The 13,496-nt window shown below is 51.2% G+C and carries 12 protein-coding genes and 1 riboswitch; all 12 genes read left to right on the top strand.

All coding sequences use genetic code 11. From position 1 onward, the window contains the following. The first annotated feature begins 7 nt into the window (after positions 1 to 7). The 12 genes from ACKX2L_RS08830 to tsaD all read left to right on the top strand — a co-directional run bounded on the left by ACKX2L_RS08830 (position 8) and on the right by tsaD (position 13,492). The gene (locus ACKX2L_RS08830; protein ID WP_497553102.1) at positions 8 to 1,264 is read left to right on the top strand and encodes a S41 family peptidase; all 1,257 of its coding nucleotides are present in this window, start codon (positions 8 to 10) and stop codon (positions 1,262 to 1,264) included. Positions 1,265 to 1,287: 23 nt separating this feature from the next. Continuing rightward, a complete protein-coding gene (prfB, locus tag ACKX2L_RS08825; protein ID WP_497551560.1) occupies positions 1,288 to 2,424 on the top strand; it encodes a peptide chain release factor 2 in 1,137 nt (378 codons plus the stop codon). Between the two features lie 65 nt (positions 2,425 to 2,489). After that, positions 2,490 to 3,998 (top strand): glycerol kinase GlpK, encoded by a 1,509-nt coding sequence (gene glpK / locus ACKX2L_RS08820; RefSeq protein WP_497551559.1) that lies wholly within the window; start codon positions 2,490 to 2,492, stop codon positions 3,996 to 3,998. A 166-nt stretch (positions 3,999 to 4,164) separates the two neighbouring features. Further along, positions 4,165 to 5,583: an MATE family efflux transporter gene (locus tag ACKX2L_RS08815; protein ID WP_497553101.1), complete on the top strand. Its 1,419-nt coding sequence runs from the start codon at positions 4,165 to 4,167 to the stop codon at positions 5,581 to 5,583. Between the two features lie 51 nt (positions 5,584 to 5,634). Continuing rightward, the gene (locus ACKX2L_RS08810; protein ID WP_497551557.1) at positions 5,635 to 8,031 is read left to right on the top strand and encodes a Tex family protein; all 2,397 of its coding nucleotides are present in this window, start codon (positions 5,635 to 5,637) and stop codon (positions 8,029 to 8,031) included. Between the two features lie 188 nt (positions 8,032 to 8,219). Further along, positions 8,220 to 8,564, top strand: a complete 345-nt coding sequence (locus tag ACKX2L_RS08805; RefSeq protein WP_497551556.1) for a hypothetical protein — start codon at positions 8,220 to 8,222, stop codon at positions 8,562 to 8,564. A gap of 58 nt (positions 8,565 to 8,622) precedes the next feature. Beyond that, positions 8,623 to 8,736: riboswitch (FMN riboswitch) on the top strand. A 235-nt stretch (positions 8,737 to 8,971) separates the two neighbouring features. After that, entirely contained in the window at positions 8,972 to 9,688 is a 717-nt protein-coding gene (locus tag ACKX2L_RS08800; RefSeq protein ID WP_497551555.1) for an ECF transporter S component, read from the top strand. A 132-nt stretch (positions 9,689 to 9,820) separates the two neighbouring features. Then, entirely contained in the window at positions 9,821 to 10,252 is a 432-nt protein-coding gene (gene tsaE / locus ACKX2L_RS08795) for a tRNA (adenosine(37)-N6)-threonylcarbamoyltransferase complex ATPase subunit type 1 TsaE (protein ID WP_497551554.1), read from the top strand. A 24-nt stretch (positions 10,253 to 10,276) separates the two neighbouring features. After that, positions 10,277 to 11,068: a tRNA (adenosine(37)-N6)-threonylcarbamoyltransferase complex dimerization subunit type 1 TsaB gene (gene tsaB, locus ACKX2L_RS08790; protein WP_497551553.1), complete on the top strand. Its 792-nt coding sequence runs from the start codon at positions 10,277 to 10,279 to the stop codon at positions 11,066 to 11,068. After that, on the top strand, positions 11,065 to 11,538 hold the full coding sequence (gene rimI, locus ACKX2L_RS08785) for a ribosomal protein S18-alanine N-acetyltransferase (RefSeq protein WP_497551552.1): 474 nt from the start codon (positions 11,065 to 11,067) through the stop codon (positions 11,536 to 11,538). The genes tsaB and rimI overlap by 4 nt, the downstream gene beginning before the upstream one ends. 28 nt (positions 11,539 to 11,566) lie before the next feature. Then, positions 11,567 to 12,478, top strand: a complete 912-nt coding sequence (locus ACKX2L_RS08780) for a ribonuclease Z (RefSeq protein WP_497551551.1) — start codon at positions 11,567 to 11,569, stop codon at positions 12,476 to 12,478. Between the two features lie 3 nt (positions 12,479 to 12,481). Beyond that, positions 12,482 to 13,492, top strand: a complete 1,011-nt coding sequence (gene tsaD, locus ACKX2L_RS08775; RefSeq protein ID WP_497551550.1) for a tRNA (adenosine(37)-N6)-threonylcarbamoyltransferase complex transferase subunit TsaD — start codon at positions 12,482 to 12,484, stop codon at positions 13,490 to 13,492. Positions 13,493 to 13,496 lie beyond the last annotated feature (4 nt).

Raw genomic sequence — 13,496 nt, 5'->3', positions numbered from 1 at the left:
GATGATCATGGATGAGAGAAATATAGACCAGATGGAAGAAGAGCAGGAAGAACAAAAGATAGAAAGAAAACGGACCAAAAAGGTCAAGAGACGAAGTTTCTTCACAGGCTTTGTAGCAGCACTCTTACTGGTAACGATCATTGGAATTGTCATCAGTCAGGCCCTGCATATCCGGCCGAATGGCTTCTTAGGCGCCGGAACGCAGACGAAGCTGAACATGCTTTCTTCCATTATCGATGACTATTACTATAAGAATGTGAGTGATTCCACCAAGGCGACCGGTCTCTATAAGGGCCTGATGGAAAGCATGGATGATCCCTATACGGAATACTATACGCCGAAGGAATATAAGGACCTCATGGTCAGCCTTTCCGGTGATTATGCCGGTATCGGCGCAGTTCTGACCCAGAACAAGGAGACCAGACAGGTTTCCATCGTTCAGGTCTATGACGATTCTCCGGCCAAGAAAGCAGGCCTCAAGACTGGTGATATCATCGTATCGGTGGATGGAAAGGATGCGGACAGCGAAAGCCTCGATGATTTCGTTCAGAGGGTCCGTGGGGTCAAGGGAAGTAAGCTCACCCTGGTCTATATTCGGGATCAAGAGGAGAAAACGGTTGAGATCACCCGGGAAGAAGTGATTGTACCCTCTGTTTCCTATCAGATGCTGTCGGATCAGATCGGATATCTCAGGATCTCTCAGTTCTCAACAGGAACGCAGAGCGAATTTGAGAAGGCCCTTTCTGATCTGAAGGCTCAGGGCATGAAGGGAGTGATCTTCGACCTCCGGGACAATGGCGGCGGTATGGTAGATTCTGTCGTTGCCATTCTGGATGACATCCTTCCTAAGGGAACGGTTGTCTATACCAAAGACAAGAATAATAAGAGAACGAATTATCAATCGGATGATGAGAAACAGCTGGATCTTCCGATGACGGTCCTGGTCAATGAAAACACGGCCAGCGCAGCCGAGATCTTCACCGGCGCCGTGATGGACTTTCAGAAGGGAACGGTGATTGGAACCAAGACCTTCGGAAAAGGGATCGTTCAGACGACCCTGCCTCTGTCGGACGGCAGTGCCGTCAAGCTGACGACGGCCCGTTACTATACCCCGAAGGGGGTCTGCATCCAGGGCAAGGGCATTGAACCGGATGTCAAGCTCGAACTGCAATATTCAGGCGACAGCAGTAAGGACTATGACTGGACCAAGGATAACCAGGTCGAGAAGGCCGTGGAGATCCTGAAAGAAAACAAATCAAAATGATCAAATGAAGAAAGGAAAAGACCTTGGTAGAATTAGATAATATCAAAGTTGACCTGCAGAATTATAAGCCGGCCCTGGAAGAGACCAAAAGGGGACTGGATCTGGAAAACAAAGACCGAAAGATTGAAGAGCTGGAGAGAGCCATGGAGGCCCCGGATTTCTGGGACAATCCCCAGGAATCTACGGAGAAGACCAGAAAACTCAAGGCCTTAAGGGATGATGTGCAGGATTTTCACGGTCTGGAAAGCCAGTATCAGGACATTCTGGATCTGATTGATCTGGCCAACGAAGAGGATGACCGGGATATGATCCCGGAAGTAGAGGCAGATTTCGAAGCATTCAAGACCAAACTGGAAAATCTGCAGATCCGGACGCTTCTGTCCGGGGAATATGATCTGGAGAATGCCATCATCACATTGCATGCAGGTGCCGGCGGAACCGAGGCCTGTGACTGGACCTCCATGCTTTACCGTATGTATACCCGCTGGGCTGATCAGCACGGCTTTCAGACCGAGCTTCTGGATATGCAGGAAGGCGATGAAGCCGGTATTAAGTCGGTCACTTTCCAGATCAACGGCGAGAACGCTTACGGTTTCCTGAAGTCGGAGCATGGGGTTCACCGTCTGGTCCGCATTTCTCCTTTCAATGCCAATGCAAAAAGGCAGACTTCCTTCTCTTCCTGCGAAGTAATGCCGGACATTGAGAAGGATCTGGATGTAGAAGTCCGGGATGAGGATATCCGAATCGATACCTATCGTTCTTCCGGCGCCGGCGGACAGCACATCAATAAGACATCATCCGCCATCCGGATCACGCACTTTCCTTCGGGCATTGTTGTCACCTGTCAGAATGAGCGTTCTCAGCTCATGAATAAGAACAAGGCCATGCAGATGCTGAAGCAGAAACTCTATATGAAAAAGCTGGAAGAGAATGCCGAAAAGGAAGCCGCTATCCGCGGTGAAGTCATGGAGAATGGCTTCGGCTCTCAGATCCGTTCCTATGTCCTTCAGCCCTATACCATGGTCAAGGACTTACGAACCGGTGAAGAGTCCAGTAATGCTCAGAAGGTTCTGGACGGCGGTTTGGATCCTTTCATGCGTTCCTATCTCCGCTGGCTTTCTCTGGGAAAACCGAAGTGGAAGGGACAGGACGCAGACTAAGAGAATAAGAGGGTTAGGTCTGAATTTAGACCAATCGGATCATTGCTTTGTATAAGGGGGTTATTATGGCAAAGTATGTAATGGCATTGGATGCCGGGACAACATCGAATCGATGCATTTTATTTGATCATGACGGAAAGATCCAGTCGGTGGCTCAGAAGGAGTTCCGGCAGATCTTCCCGAATCCGGGCTGGGTCGAGCATGACGCCAATGAGATCTGGTCCACTCAGCTTGGTGTTGCAGTCGAAGCCATGAGTAAGATCGGTGCGACGGCAGCGGATATTGCAGCCATCGGTATCACAAATCAGCGTGAGACCGTCATTGTCTGGGACAAGGAGACCGGGGAGCCCGTTTATCATGCCATTGTCTGGCAGTGCCGCAGGACATCGGATATCGCAGATGCTCTGAAGGCCAAGGGGCTGCAGGAGACCATCCAGAAGAAGACGGGACTCATTATTGATGCCTATTTCTCGGCAACCAAGATCAAGTGGATCCTTGACAATGTTCCCGGGGCCAGAGAAAGAGCCGAAAAGGGAGAGCTCCTCTTTGGAACGGTTGAGACCTGGCTGATCTGGAAGCTGACCAAGGGCAGGGTTCATGTGACAGATTATTCCAACGCCAGCCGGACCATGCTCTTCAATATCAATACGCTGGAATGGGATGAGGATATCTTAAAGGAACTGGATATTCCGAAATCGATGCTGCCCAAGGCGGTTCCTTCGAGTCAGGTCTACGGCTATGCAGATCCGAGCTTTTTCGGAGCCGAGATCCCGATTGCCGGTGCAGCCGGTGACCAGCAGGCAGCGCTTTTCGGTCAGACTTGTTTTGCTGAGGGAGAAGCCAAGAATACCTATGGAACCGGTGCTTTCATTCTGATGAATACCGGAGACAAGCCGGTTTATTCCAAGAACGGCCTGGTTACAACCATTGCCTGGGGCCTGGATGGAAAGGTCACCTATGCTTTGGAAGGTTCGGTCTTCGTTGCCGGTGCAGCCATTCAATGGCTCCGGGATCAGATGCGCCTCATTGATTCTGCAGAAGATTCCGAGTATATGGCAAAGAAGGTCAAGGGAACCCACGGCTGTTATGTCGTTCCTGCCTTTACCGGTCTGGGCGCTCCGCATTGGGATCAGTATGCAAGAGGCACGATTGTCGGTATTACGCGTGGAACCAATAAGTATCATATTATCCGGGCAACCCTGGAATCCATCGCTTATCAGGTCTGCGACGTCGCAGATGCCATGAAGGCCGATTCCGGCATTGAAGTGCGGTCTCTTCGGGTCGACGGCGGTGCTTCGGCCAATGACCTCCTCATGCAGTTCCAGGCAGATATGCTGAATAAGCCGGTCAATCGTCCGAGCTGCGTGGAGTCGACCGCCATGGGAGCATCCTTCCTGGCAGGCCTTGCCGTCGGTTTCTGGAAGAATAAGGAAGAACTCATGCGGAATATTACACTGGACCGGGTCTTCATTCCAAATATGGATGAAGAGACCAGAGAAGCCAAGAGAAAGGGCTGGAACAAGGCCGTCCGTTACTCTTATGGCTGGGCAAAACCGGATGAAACAGAGGAGTAAGGATATCCTCCGGATTTCATATTCGGTTCTTAGGGTGACCCCTGACACGAATATCACAGCAGCTCAATGCTTTTGCTTTGGCATTTTTGTGAAAAGTAAGAGCATTGAGCTTTTTTCGGCGCCGGCCCTTTCTTGGGATGATGGCAGATCGTTTGGAAAGGAATGAATGACAGAATTAACAAGCATTATACAAAGTGATCGAAGCTGGAATAAGAGAGACATGGCCAAGATCGCTCTCCGCCTCTCCGGCCCGGCCATCCTGGCCCAGCTTTCTTCGATTGCCATGCAATATATCGATGCAGCTATGGTAGGCCGGCTGGGAGCAACTGCTTCGGCATCGATCGGCCTGGTCTCGGCGGCCGTCTGGATGATGGGAGGCATTGTCAATGCCTTTTCCTACGGCTTTTCCGTCCAGGTGGCCCAGGGCCTGGGCGGCGGCGAGGAAGCATGGGTTCGAAAGGTGGTCCATCAGGGGATCTATTCCCTCCTTTTTCTATCTCTAATGATTGGAGGGATCGGCCTTTTGGTCTCTTCCCGTCTTCCCTACTGGCTGGGCGGGTCGGGTCAGATGGCAGCCGAGGCCAGAGGCTACTTTATGACCTATGCATCCTTTTTGCCCGTCGTTCAGATGATGTACTTCGGCAGTGCAGTCCTGCAGGCCAGCGGCGATATGAAGACGCCATCGATCCTGTCCAGTCTGATGTGCCTGGAAGATGTGATCTTCAATGCCCTCTTGATTTTCCCTGCCGAGGCAAATATAGACCGATCTTTTGTTCCGGCACCTCTGGGGATCGGTGCAGGTCTTGGTGTGACAGGTGCTGCCCTTGGAACCTGCATTGCCTATCTCATTACGGCAGCGGCCATGTGGTACTGTATTCTTTTCCGATCCGGTCCTTTAAAGAAGAGGAAGGAGAAGAAAAGCTTTGAAAAGAAGATCCTGACCTTGTCCATGCAGATCGGTCTTCCCATGGCCTTTGAGTCAGCAGCTCTGACCGGAGCCCAGCTGGTCTCGACAAGGATCGTGGCTCCCTTAGGAACGATTGCCGTTTCCGCCCATTCCTTTGCCATTACGGCGGAGTCCGTCTGCTATATGCCGGGCTATGGACTGGAGGGAGCGGCTTCCACTCTGGTCGGACAGTCTTATGGTGCAGGAAAGAAGAAACTGGCCCGTTCTTTCGGCTGGATCACGATCCTTCTCGGTATGGTTATTATGGCCGCTGCCGGAGGGGCTATGTATTTCTTATGCCCTTGGGTCTTTCGTTTCTTAACCCCTGTGAAGGCTGTTCAGGAACTTGGTATCTCTGCCCTTCGAATCGAACTTCTGGCGGAGGCCCTGTTCGGAGCATCGATCGTTGCGGCAGGTGCCCTGCGAGGAGCCGGAGATACCTTCGTTCCGGCTTTGATGTCACTTGCCAGTATGTGGGGCCTTCGCCTGACACTGGCAGGCATCTTATCGAAAAGCATGGGCCTTCGCGGTGTCTGGACCGCCATGGCCATTGAACTGTCCTTCCGGGGACTGATCTTCCTCCTTCGTTTTCGGACGAGTCATTATCTCATGGATCGGGGAGGAAAAAAGGACGCTTGATAAATTCAAGACATCAGAAAGACGAACTTAGTTTCAAAAGAGGAGTCAATCATGGAAATCAGCGCAAAGATTGCAAAAGAATTAGAGATCCGTCCGGACCAGGCAGAGGCTGCCATCCGGCTGATCGATGAAGGAAATACCATCCCCTTCATCGCCCGCTACCGGAAAGAAGTGACCGGTGCCTTAAATGACGAGGTGTTAAGAAAACTGGACGAACGTCTGACCTATCTTCGTGGTCTGGAAAGCCGGAAGGAAAGTGTTCTTTCTGCGATCGAGGAGCAGGGAAAGCTGACAGAAGACTTAAAGAAACGGATCGAAGCGGCGGAGACACTGGTCGTTGTCGAGGATCTCTATCGCCCTTATAAGCAGAAACGCCGGACCAGAGCGATGATGGCAAGAGAGAAGGGCTTACAGCCTCTGGCAGATCTCATCAAGAGTCAGGAATTCACCGGCAAGCTGGAAGATGCGGCTTCGGCCTATATTTCTTCGGAAGAGGGAAAGGAAGTAGGATCAGCAAAGGATGCTCTGGCGGGAGCCTGTGACATCCTGGCTGAGGAGATCTCTGATGTAGCGGATTATCGGATCTACATCCGGGAGCTGACAGAGAAGAAGGGCAGTATTCGCTCTGTCGCCAAGGATCCTGAGGTCAAGTCTGTTTATGAGAATTATTACGATTTCGAGGAGAAGATCGAAGGACTGCCGGGTCACCGGATCCTGGCTCTGAACCGGGGCGAGAAGGAGAAGATCCTTCAGGTAAAGGTAAACCTCCCGGAAGATGAGATCCTTTCCTACCTTAGGAAGCAGATCATCGTAAAGGAAAATCCTGTGACCGGACCGGTTCTGGAAGGTGTCATAATGGATGCTCTGAACCGGCTGATCGGACCGGCGATCGAACGTGAGATCCGGTCGGCTCTGACCGAACAGGCCGAGGATGGCGCCATTGATGTCTTCGGTAAGAACCTGCATCAGCTTCTGATGGCACCGCCCATTCCCAATCAGACCGTACTGGGCTGGGATCCGGCTTTCCGTACCGGCTGCAAGCTGTCCGTTGTGGATCCGACCGGAAAGGTCCTGGATACGACCGTCATCTATCCGACGGCACCGCAGAACCGGGTGGAAGAGTCGGAGAAGATCGTGGCTCATTTGATCGACAAGTACCATATCACCCTGATCTCACTGGGCAATGGTACGGCTTCCCGGGAGTCCGAGCAGATCATTGTAGACCTTTTGAAGAAGATCCCAAGAAAGGTCAGCTATGTCATCGTGAACGAGGCCGGGGCTTCGGTCTATTCGGCATCGGCTCTTGCAACGGAGGAATTCCCGAATTTCGATGTCGGCCAGAGAAGCTCGACTTCCATGGCGAGAAGACTGCAGGACCCCTTGGCAGAGCTGGTGAAAATCGACCCGAAGGCGATCGGTGTAGGCCAGTACCAGCATGATATGAACCAGAAGAAACTGTCCGAGCAGCTTTCGCATGTGGTCGAAGACTGTGTCAATGAAGTCGGCGTCGATCTGAATACGGCCTCTTATTCTCTGCTCGAATATGTTTCCGGTATGACGAAGACCATTGCAAAGAATGTGGTTTCCTATCGGGATCAAAATGGCCGTTTTAACTCCCGCCGGGATCTCTTGAAGGTGCCGAAACTCGGACCCAAGGCTTTTGAGCAGTGTGCCGGTTTCCTTCGTATTCCGGGCGGAAAGAATCCTCTGGACAATACTTCCGTACATCCCGAATCCTATGAGGTGGCAGAGAAATTGTTGAAGTCTCTGGGGCACAGCCCCAAAGACCTGGCCAGGGGAGGTATCTTGACCATCGACCAGGAGATCGGCGACGTGAAGAAGGAAGCGGAAGAACTGGGCGTCGGCGAGCTGACCCTTCGGGATATTGTGAAGGAATTGAAGAAACCGGGCAGGGATCCCCGAGAAGATATGCCAAAGCCCATTCTCCGGTCGGATGTCCTGTCCATGGAAGATTTAAAACCCGGTATGGTATTAAAAGGAACGGTCCGGAATATCGTCGATTTCGGCGCCTTTGTCGATATCGGAGTGCATCAGGACGGATTGGTCCACATTTCTCATATGACAAAGAAGTTTATCAAGCATCCCCTGGAAGTCGTTTCGGTCGGCGATATTGTAGATGTCGAAGTTCTCGAAGTGGATCCGGAGAAGAAACGGATTGCTCTGACCATGCTGATTGGCGAGGAAAATGCAAACCATGGCAAGAAGGCTTCCGGGAAGGACGAAGAAAAGGAAAGGGAGAAAGATGGGACCTGTGAGAAGAGCCGCGAGCGAAGAAAGTGGCAGGATCAAAACAGCGGCAGAGGCCGAAAACAGGATACAAAGACTGGCAGAGGCCAAAACCGGGATAAGAACAGGGGTAAGAAGCAGGGGCATAAGGATACAGCCACCACAAATCTCGGTGATCTTCTGTCAGGCTTGAAACTCTAAGGGAAATCCTCGAAAGGGAAATCCTCGAAAGGGAAATCCTCGAAAGGGAAATCCTCGAAAGAGAAAGCCTTGAAAGAGAAAGTCTCAAAAGAGAAAGTCTCGAAAGAGAAATGAAAAAGGGGTATAATTCGGAATAGAAAGATTTGGTCTGTTTTTGTGAAAGGTTCTTTCGGAAAGGGGAAATCACTATGGAAAAATTCAAAGATCTGCAGGAACTTGTAAAGAAGAAGGGCTTCGGATCAACGGAGTATAATCACATCAATGGTGATCCGGTTTATCTGTCGCGGGGGATTCGGGAAGTTTTCCTGGGCGATAAGAAGACGGAGAATCTTTTGATGGGTGCTGTGTCGCGTTTCCAGAAGAAGGATTATGGCAATGCCGCAGAGTATGGCAAGAATCCCCGCAAAGGACATGAATATGGCCGTTATGAGATTTCCCCTTTGACCGCGGATGATGACGAGGATAATGGTGTCTGGCTCCATCGGGCAGAAGATTCCATTATGGTCTACTTCGCATTTGAGCGGGGCAAGTGATGAAAGTCAGCCTTGACAGAAGAGGGCAGGTGCATTATAGTTCTTTTTGTAAATTAAATAAGTTCTTCGGGGCAGGGTGCAATTCCCGATCGGCGGTAAAGTCCGCGAGCATGTGCAAGAACCGGTGTGACTCCGGTACCGACAGTTATAGTCTGGATGGAAGAAGAGAAGCAGATTCTATGAGATCTGAGAAGTCAGATAGAGTGGAAGATCAGACAGGATCCGAATCAATCCGGATTCTCATAATCAGAGAAAACTCAGAGACAACTCATAATAAACTCTAATAAACTCATAGAAAATACCGATTTCAAAGCCCCAAGTCATTCGACTCGGGGCTTTTTTTGAGGCAGAAACTTCTCTTAAGTAAGTTTCGAAGACAAGCTTTCGTCTACGGAAAGGAAAAAGAGATGGAAAAGACACTGAATCAGACAATGAAGCAAGAAAACCCGCTGACAGAACTGGCAGCAAAGAAGAATCGCGAAAAAGAGAGAAAGGACCTGGAAGAGCGGGCCAGAGCCATCGAAGAAAATGACAGCAAATCGACAGGAATCGTTCGTTTCCTTGCTGTGACCGGAATTCTGTCGGCAGCTGCTTTTGTCCTCCAGTACATCGAAATTGCAGTACCTTTTATGCCAAGCTTTATTAAATTTGATTTTTCGGATCTGCCGGCTCTCCTGGGATCCTTCGCACTTGGCCCGGTATCAGGCATTGTGATTGAACTGATCAAGAACCTGCTTCATTCCGCAGTAAGCCAGTCTTTCGGTATCGGCGAGATCTCGAATTTTATCCTAGGCGCCGTATTCGTAGCGGTTGCCGGCTTGATTTACAAGAGGAAGAAAACCAGAACCGGCGCCCTGATCGGTGCATTCGCCGGAGCAGCAGCAATGGCTTTGATTTCTCTTCCGGCCAATATCTTCCTGGTTTATCCTGTATACTATAATTTCATGCCAAAGGAAGTTGTCCTCAAGATGTATCAGGCCATCATCCCTTCTGTTCACAGCATGAATCAGGCACTTCTGCTATTCAATGTTCCCTTTACTTTTGTAAAAGGAATCATCAGTGTGATGATCACCATGCTCATCTATAAGCCACTTTCTCCGGTCCTTCATGGGAGACGAGGCTGATGGTCTGAATACAGACGATATCCGAAGGAAAAAGAGATCGCCCGGGGCGGTCTCTTTTTTTGCCTTTCTTTTCGTGTTATAATATGAGTTCATGGGAAGATCAAATAATCACCATATGAGAGTTATAAAATTATGAAGCATATTTTTGAAAGCAGATCGGCAGAGGAGACACGTGCTCTGGGCAAAAAAATGGGAGAAGAAGCCAAGGCTTCTGATGTGATCGCACTGACCGGAGACCTGGGTGTCGGAAAGACCGTATTTACAAAAGGGATCGCAGAAGGCCTCGGCATCACCGAGCCGGTCTCAAGCCCGACATTTACAATCTTACAGGAATACCGGTCCGGCCGCCTGCCCCTCTATCATTTCGATGTCTATCGCATTGGCGATCCGGAGGAGATGGACGAGGTCGGCTTTGACGATTATGTCTATGGGGACGGTCTCTGCCTGATCGAATGGGCGGAGCTGATTTCCGACCTTATGCCGGAGCATTATCGGCAGATCACAATTGAGAAGGACCTGGAGAAAGGCTTTGACTACCGGCGGATCACGGTGGAAGATCTCTGATAAGGAAAAGAAAGGACCAGTTTTATGAAAATTCTAAGTCTGGATGCATCAGGCCTTGTCGCCTCGGTTGCTCTGTCAGACGGTGATCAGCTTCTTGGCGAATATACCACAAATACGAAGAAGACACATTCGAGGACCCTACTTCCTATGGTGGATGCCCTTTTGAAACTGACCGGCGAGACCAAAGATTCCATCGAAGCGATTGCAGTCGCCGGCGGCCCGGGCAGTTTCACGGGTCTCCGCATCGGCTCTGCCACGGCCAAGGGTCTGGCTTTTGCCTGGAATGTCCCCATCATTTCCGTCCCGACCGTGGATGCCATTGCCTATAACATGGCCGGCGCCGAGGGCCTGGTCTGCCCGATCTTAGATGCCCGCCGCCAGCAGACTTATACCGGTATCTATTCTTTTCATACAAATGCAGACCACACCGTCGCCATGGATGTTTTACGGCCGGAATGTGCCGTTTCCATCGAAGAAATCATCGAAGATCTGAACGAACGCGGTCAGAAGGTGACATTCCTGGGAGATGGAATTCCGGTTTTCCGGGACAGGATAAGAGAGGAACTGACCGTTCCCTATTCTTTTGCCCCCTTCCATGAGAGACTGCAGAGAGCAGGAGCTTTGGCTGCCCTGGCCAATGTATATGCCGGAGAGGGAAAGCTGGAAAAAGGAGAAGATCATCGTCCGAATTATCTCAGAGATTCCCAGGCTGAGAGAGAACGAAAACAAAAGTTAAATAGTAAGAAAAGTGCCGGCCAGGATGAAAAGCAAGCAGAGAAATCTCTTGCACAGACCGGAAAGGAAAATCAGAAATGACCGGTGACCTTTCCGAAAGCATCCGGATTCGCCTGGCAAGGGGAGAGGATCTTACCGAAATCGCCCGGATCGAGGCCGATAATTTCTCGGAGCCCTGGAGCCTGAAGGGCTTTCAGGATGCCCTGGATCTGAAAGAGACAGCCCGGATTTTTACAGCAGTCGATGAAGCGGAACATATCCTCGGCTATCTGGTCTTATATTTCACGGACTTCGATGGAGAACTGGAGACCATTGCAGTGGAAAGGGGTTACCGGGGCCAGGGGATCGGCGGTCTTCTCCTGGATGCCATGCTGGACTTTGGCCGGGAGAAAAAGCTCGAACAGATCGTTCTGGAAGTTCGGCCGTCCAATCAGCCGGCTCTGGCCTTGTACCAAAATCGGGGCTTTCTCCCCTGCGGGATCCGGAAGAATTTTTACAACTTTCCAAGAGAAGATGCCATCGTTATGACGCATGCTTTTGAAAATGACTAGAAATGACTAGATAAGGGAAAACAGACAGATGTTAGATGTAACTTTACTTGGGACATCGGGGATGATGCCGCTGCCGGGGCGGTGGCTGACCTCTCTTATGACCCGCTATAACGGATCCAGCCTGGTGATTGACTGCGGCGAGGGCACCCAGGTTGCCATGAAGGAATGCGGCTGGAGTCCCAAACCCATAGACACCATTTTGATCACGCACTTTCATGCAGATCATATCAGCGGCCTGCCGGGACTTCTTCTTACCATGGGAAATGCAGAGCGGACCGAGCCTTTGACTATGGTCGGGCCGAGGGGATTAGAGCGCGTGGTGAACTCGCTTCGCGTGGTTGCCCCGGAACTTCCCTTCGAGATCCGTTTTCAGGAACTGACCAAAGAGGAGGAAAACTTTGAGATCAAAGGTTATCAGATCCATGCCTTCAAGGTCCGCCACAATGTGACCTGCTACGGATATTCTCTGTCGATTCCCCGTGCAGGGCGCTTTGATGTCGAGAAGGCCAAGGCTCTCGAGGTCCCGCTCAAGTACTGGAATCCCCTGCAGAAGGGGGAGACCGTAGAGGCAGACGGCAGAGTCTATACGCCGGACATGGTCATGGGAGCACCCAGAAAAGGGATCAAGGTGACCTATTGCACGGATTCAAGGCCCATGGACCGGATCGTTGATGCGGCGGCGGGTTCGGATCTTTTCATTTGTGAAGGCATGTACGGAGAACCGGACAAAGTAAAAAAGGCCCGCCAATACCGGCATATGACTTTCTATGAAGCAGCGGAGATGGGGAAAAAGGCGGATGTCAGGGAAATGTGGCTGACGCATTTCTCGCCTTCTCTGGTCCGGCCGGAGCGCTATCTGAAGGCAGCACAGAAGATTTTCCCGCGGCTTTCGCTCGGAAAAGACGGACGCCTGGTAGAACTGGATTTCCCGGAGGAATAAGATATGTTAATACTTGGAATTGAGAGCTCTTGTGATGAGACGGCAGCAGCTGTTGTAAAGGATGGAAGGACCGTATTGTCCAATGCCATCTCTACACAGATTCCCATTCATACGCTTTATGGCGGTGTCGTTCCGGAAATTGCATCGCGGAAACATATCGAAAGGATCAGTCAGGTCGTAGAGGAAGGCCTGAAGGAAGCCAATGTGACAATGGATGATATTGATGCGGTCGGTGTGACTTATGGCCCCGGCCTGGTCGGCCCGCTTCTGGTCGGTACCTCCTTTGCCAAGGCACTGGCTTTCGGCAGGGATCTGCCCCTGATCGGAGTTCATCATATTGAAGGGCATATCAGCGCCAATTATATCGAACACAAGGATCTGGAACCGCCTTTTCTCTGTCTGGTAGTCTCCGGCGGTCATACCCATCTGGTCCGTGTTCTGGATTACGGGTCTTATGAGATTCTGGGCCGGACTGTGGACGACGCTGCCGGAGAAGCCTTTGATAAGGTCGCCCGTGCCATCGGGCTTGGTTATCCCGGCGGGCCGAAAATTGAGAAGAAGGCCAGGGAAGGAAACCCCGATGCGATCGACTTCCCCCGCGCCAAGGTTTCGGACCATCCCTTTGATTTCAGCTTCAGCGGTCTGAAGTCCGCTGTTCTGAACTATCTGAACGGCATGCAAATGAAGGGCGAGGCCGTCAATACCGCGGATGTCGCCGCTTCTTTTCAAAAGGCAGTCGTATCTGCACTGGTGGACCATGCCATGCTGGCATTGGATACTTACGGCGGGTCTAAATTTGCCATTGCGGGCGGTGTCGCATCGAATGGCGCCTTCCGCAAAGCCATGAAGGAGGCCTGTGAGAAGCGGGGCGTGGAGTTCTTATGCCCTAGCCCGATCCTCTGCACAGACAATGGCGCTATGATTGGCGCTGCCGCCTATTATGATTTCCAAAAAGGAAGACAGGACGGCTGGGACCTGAATGCCATTCCGAATCTGGCTTTGGGAGAGCGGTGATTCT

The organism is Porcibacter vitabionis, from assembly GCF_046263795.1.
Lineage (GTDB): Bacteria > Bacillota > Clostridia > Lachnospirales > Lachnospiraceae > Lachnocurva.
This window is presented reverse-complemented; position numbering and strand designations above follow the sequence as displayed.

What these genes read in the sequence shown, in the direction of transcription:
- ACKX2L_RS08830 (WP_497553102.1), top strand. Translation starts at nt 8, where the DNA reads ATGGATGAGAGAAATATAGACCAGATGGAAGAAGAGCAGGAAGAACAA.
- glpK (WP_497551559.1), top strand. Translation starts at nt 2,490, where the DNA reads ATGGCAAAGTATGTAATGGCATTGGATGCCGGGACAACATCGAATCGA.
- ACKX2L_RS08815 (WP_497553101.1), top strand. Translation starts at nt 4,165, where the DNA reads ATGACAGAATTAACAAGCATTATACAAAGTGATCGAAGCTGGAATAAG.
- ACKX2L_RS08810 (WP_497551557.1), top strand. Translation starts at nt 5,635, where the DNA reads ATGGAAATCAGCGCAAAGATTGCAAAAGAATTAGAGATCCGTCCGGAC.
- ACKX2L_RS08805 (WP_497551556.1), top strand. Translation starts at nt 8,220, where the DNA reads ATGGAAAAATTCAAAGATCTGCAGGAACTTGTAAAGAAGAAGGGCTTC.
- ACKX2L_RS08800 (WP_497551555.1), top strand. Translation starts at nt 8,972, where the DNA reads ATGGAAAAGACACTGAATCAGACAATGAAGCAAGAAAACCCGCTGACA.
- tsaE (WP_497551554.1), top strand. Translation starts at nt 9,821, where the DNA reads ATGAAGCATATTTTTGAAAGCAGATCGGCAGAGGAGACACGTGCTCTG.
- tsaB (WP_497551553.1), top strand. Translation starts at nt 10,277, where the DNA reads ATGAAAATTCTAAGTCTGGATGCATCAGGCCTTGTCGCCTCGGTTGCT.
- rimI (WP_497551552.1), top strand. Translation starts at nt 11,065, where the DNA reads ATGACCGGTGACCTTTCCGAAAGCATCCGGATTCGCCTGGCAAGGGGA.
- ACKX2L_RS08780 (WP_497551551.1), top strand. Translation starts at nt 11,567, where the DNA reads ATGTTAGATGTAACTTTACTTGGGACATCGGGGATGATGCCGCTGCCG.
- tsaD (WP_497551550.1), top strand. Translation starts at nt 12,482, where the DNA reads ATGTTAATACTTGGAATTGAGAGCTCTTGTGATGAGACGGCAGCAGCT.